This is a genomic window from Parasynechococcus sp. (genome assembly GCF_042954245.1).
In the GTDB taxonomy this organism is placed as follows: Bacteria; Cyanobacteriota; Cyanobacteriia; order PCC-6307; family Cyanobiaceae; genus Parasynechococcus.
Genome location: NZ_JBGKDP010000093.1, coordinates 1 through 3,679, shown reverse-complemented (window position 1 = coordinate 3,679; position 3,679 = coordinate 1). Strand labels below are relative to the sequence as shown.

At 61.8% G+C, this 3,679-nt stretch carries 5 protein-coding genes; 2 read left to right on the top strand and 3 right to left on the bottom strand.

Annotated features, from left to right (window positions below; genetic code table 11):
• Window positions 1–275, top strand: a 275-nt coding sequence (locus ACGVJ8_RS04455) for a M24 family metallopeptidase (protein WP_392345798.1), incomplete at its 5' end; no start/stop codon positions are given.
• A gap of 41 nt (window positions 276–316) precedes the next feature.
• On the opposite strand, the gene ACGVJ8_RS04450 is transcribed toward ACGVJ8_RS04455, so the two are convergent.
• Window positions 317–1,039, bottom strand: coding sequence for a TIGR01548 family HAD-type hydrolase (locus ACGVJ8_RS04450; protein WP_392345796.1), 723 nt, complete (start codon window positions 1,037–1,039; stop codon window positions 317–319).
• 102 nt (window positions 1,040–1,141) lie between these two features.
• Between ACGVJ8_RS04450 and ACGVJ8_RS04445 the strand changes: the two genes are divergently transcribed.
• Window positions 1,142–1,657, top strand: a complete 516-nt coding sequence (locus ACGVJ8_RS04445; protein ID WP_392345794.1) for a 30S ribosomal protein PSRP-3 — start codon at window positions 1,142–1,144, stop codon at window positions 1,655–1,657.
• A 135-nt stretch (window positions 1,658–1,792) separates the two neighbouring features.
• Here the strand turns inward: ACGVJ8_RS04445 and atpC are convergent, their stop codons facing one another.
• Together atpC and atpD are read right to left on the bottom strand one after the other, a co-directional pair.
• The gene (atpC, locus tag ACGVJ8_RS04440) at window positions 1,793–2,203 is read right to left on the bottom strand and encodes an ATP synthase F1 subunit epsilon (RefSeq protein ID WP_392345792.1); all 411 of its coding nucleotides are present in this window, start codon (window positions 2,201–2,203) and stop codon (window positions 1,793–1,795) included.
• A 74-nt stretch (window positions 2,204–2,277) separates the two neighbouring features.
• Window positions 2,278–3,679, bottom strand: a 1,402-nt coding sequence (gene atpD, locus ACGVJ8_RS04435) for a F0F1 ATP synthase subunit beta (protein ID WP_392345790.1), incomplete at its 5' end; no start/stop codon positions are given.

Here is a 3,679-nt window from a genome sequence, read left to right as displayed (position 1 = left end):
ACCGCACCGGCCATTGGCTTGGTCTGGATGTGCATGACGTGGGGGCCTACAGGCTCGGTGAGCAACCTGCGCCGCTGGAGCCAGGCATGGTGCTCACCGTTGAGCCCGGTCTTTACGTCAGCGATCGCCTCAGCGTGCCGGAAGGACAGCCAGAGATTGACGATCGCTGGAAAGGCATCGGCATCCGCATCGAAGACGACGTTGCCGTCACCGAGCCCGGCCATGAGGTGCTCACCGCGAGCTCCCTCAAGAGCGTTGCTGCGATGGAGCGCTGATCGCCTCGATCAGAGGGGAGTTTCGCGGAGGACAGTTGCCCTCATCCCGCGACTCCTTCCCAGTGCAAGACCGCTTCGGTGGTCGTCAGCACTTGATCGGCGCCGGCCTCCCGCAGCCGTTGCTCATAGATTTCGCGCGCCGTAGCCTGCTCTGCGGTTTGCAGGTGAGGCGGCGCCACCGCCAGGCTCACGAATTGTTGTTCCGGCCAGCGTTTCCGTGCCTGGATCACGGTGTGCACATCGGCCACGGTGTCGCCGAGATAGGCCACCTGAACTCCCTCGGCACTGGCCCCCAGTGCCTTGGCCAGGCGGATCAAGCCTGTAGGGTCCGGTTTGTCGGGGGCATCGCCCATTGCGATCAGGGGCGGGTCCTGGAGCCCCAGGCGCTGCTGCAGCACGAAGCGGGCCGAGGGCGGCTCAGCCCCACTCACAAATCCCCAGCGCAGCTTGCGCCTCGACAGCGTGGCGAAAAAGCTGGCGTCCACCAGAAGAGGCTCATCACCGATAAACCCCGTCCATTGGCTGGGGTCCTCTTCCGGATCTCCGCCAAAGTAGAAGCCGCTGAACACATCAATCAGCGCGGCGCGATCCGACAGCTCAGCGCCATGGCGCCGCAGCAGTTCAAGACTGGCGTCCCAGTCGTTGTTCCAGGCTCCTTCAGCCTTTAACGCATCAATGACATCAGCGCTGGGCTGCCAACCGCAGTAGTGCTGCACAGTGCATTGAAGGGCCCGTCGATAGCTGCCCGCTACATCGCGGATCACACCATCGATGTCGAACAGCAGGATGGTTGGGGATCCCAGAACATCTGATGGGTAGCGGCTGGTAGGTTAGTTGTTTATATCTCTGTCTTGAGCGCTGACACCATGACGGTCACCGAAGGCGCTGCCCCTATCGACCAGGAGGTCGCGACTCCGTCCGCCGACGCGGCTGAAGGCGCCACCCAGGCAGCTGAAACCACTGAAAAGCCTGCAGCTAGCGAAGGCGAAGGCCGTCCTGTGCTGAAGGGCGCCGCCGCGGCTCTGGCCACGGCCACCATCGATGCCGATGGTGTCCCTTCCGGTTACACCCCCAAGGCCGATGAGGGCCGCTTCCTTCTGAAGATCCTCTGGCTCCCCGACAACGTGGCCCTCGCGGTTGATCAGATCGTTGGCGGTGGCCCCAGCCCCCTCACCTCCTACTTCTTCTGGCCCCGTGAGGATGCTTGGGAAAGCCTGAAGACCGAGCTGGAAGGCAAGAGTTGGATCACCGACAACGAGCGGGTTGAAGTGCTCAACCAGGCCACTGAGGTGATCAACTACTGGCAGGAAGAGGGCAAAGGCAAGAGCCTCGACGAGGCCAAGGTCAAGTTCCCCGACGTCACCTTCTGTGGTACCGCCTAATTCCGCCTCTCAACGTGTTGATTCCAACCTGCCTCCGGGCAGGTTTTTTTATGCCTGCGCGCCGCGAACACTAAAACAAGCCAGGGGTTTCAGCCCCTGGCTTGTTGAACGTCATCTGTGGAACAGGCGGATGAATCAGTCGGCGGTTTTGCTGGCCTGAAGGCGAGCGCGAACTTCATTCAGCTGTTGCTGGGCCTTGAGTTTTTCCGGAGAAGCCGGTTGGCCTTCCATGCCAGCCACCACGCTGGTGGCCTTTTGGAAAGCGGTCTCGGCGGCAGCGGCATCGATGGAGCTGCCCAGTTCGGCCTTGTTCACCAGAACGGTGACTTCATCAGCGTCTACTTCGGCGAACCCCCCCATCAGGGCGATGGAGTTCCAGGCACCGTTGGCACGCACCCGCAGCACACCGATGTCGATGGCGGTGAGCAGGGAGATGTGGCCCGGCAGGATGCCGAGTTGACCGGTGGTACTGGGCAGGATCACCTCGTCGGCGCTGCCATCAAAGACGTTCTGGTCTGTTGCCAGCACGCGGAGGATGAGGGACATGAACCTTGGTTCGAAAAGAGAACGGACTGTCGGGAAACACGTGATCGGGGGTGTGAATCACACCCCCGCAGTGATCACTTGGTTTCGGCGGCGATCTTCTCGGCCTTGGCTTTCACTTCGTCGATGTTGCCCACCAGGTAGAAGGCGGCTTCGGGAAGGCTGTCCAGCTCACCGGAAAGGATCTGGTTGAAACCAGCGATGGTCTCCTCCAGCTTCACGTACTTGCCGGGCATGCCGGTGAAGATCTCGGCCACGAAGAAAGGCTGGGAGAGGAATTTCTCCACCTTCCGGGCACGATCCACGGTGCGACGGTCGTCTTCCGACAGTTCGTCGAGACCCAGAATCGCGATGATGTCCTGCAGTTCCTTGTAGCGCTGCAGGGTGGATTGCACGGCACGGGCGGTGCGGTAGTGCTCGTCACCCACCACAGCTGGCTGCAGCATGGTGCTGGTGGAATCAAGAGGATCCACAGCGGGGTAGATGCCCTTGGAGGCCAGGGCACGGTTCAGCACCGTGGTGGCGTCGAGGTGAGCAAAGGTGGTGGCCGGAGCGGGGTCGGTCAGGTCGTCAGCAGGTACGTATACGGCCTGGATTGAGGTGATCGAACCTTCAACGGTCGAAGCAACACGCTCCTGCAGTGCACCCACGTCGGTGCCCAGGGTGGGCTGGTAGCCCACAGCGGAAGGCATGCGGCCCAGAAGTGCGGACACCTCGGAACCGGCCTGCACGAAACGGAAGATGTTGTCCACGAACAGCAGCACGTCTTGCCTGTTCACGTCGCGGAAGTGCTCTGCCATGGTAAGAGCGGAGAGACCCACGCGCATGCGAGCGCCGGGGGGCTCGTTCATCTGGCCGTAGCAGAGAGCCACCTTCGACTTGGAAAGGTCGTCAGCATTGATCACGCCGGATTCCTTGAATTCCTCGTAGAGGTCGTTGCCCTCACGAGTGCGCTCACCCACACCACCGAACACAGACACACCGCCGTGCTCCTTGGCAATGTTGTTGATCAGCTCCTGAATAAGCACGGTCTTCCCCACGCCGGCGCCGCCGAACAGGCCGACCTTGCCGCCCTGGCGGTAGGGAGCCAGGAGGTCGATCACCTTGATGCCGGTCTCGAACACCTTGGGCTTGGTCTCAAGCTCGGTGATGTTGGGAGCATCCCGGTGGATGGGAGCAGTGGCTGTGGTGTTGACGGGACCCTGCTCGTCGACGGGCTCGCCCAGCACGTTGAAGATGCGGCCGAGGGTACCTTCGCCCACGGGCACGGAAATCGGCACACCTGTGTCGAGGGCTTCCATGCCGCGCACCAGACCGTCGGTGCCACTCATGGCAACGGCACGAACCCGGTGATCACCTAGAAGCTGTTGAACTTCAGCGGTCAGGGCGACGTCATCGCCTGCGGGGTTTTTCCCCTCGATGCGCAGAGCGTTATAGATCTTTGGCAGTTTCCCGGTGGGAAATTCAACGTCCAGAACC

Excerpts from the sequence above, each read along its gene's own strand:
- atpC (WP_392345792.1), bottom strand. The coding sequence starts at position 2,203 with ATGTCCCTCATCCTCCGCGTGCTGGCAACAGACCAGAACGTCTTTGAT.
- ACGVJ8_RS04445 (WP_392345794.1), top strand. The coding sequence starts at position 1,142 with ATGACGGTCACCGAAGGCGCTGCCCCTATCGACCAGGAGGTCGCGACT.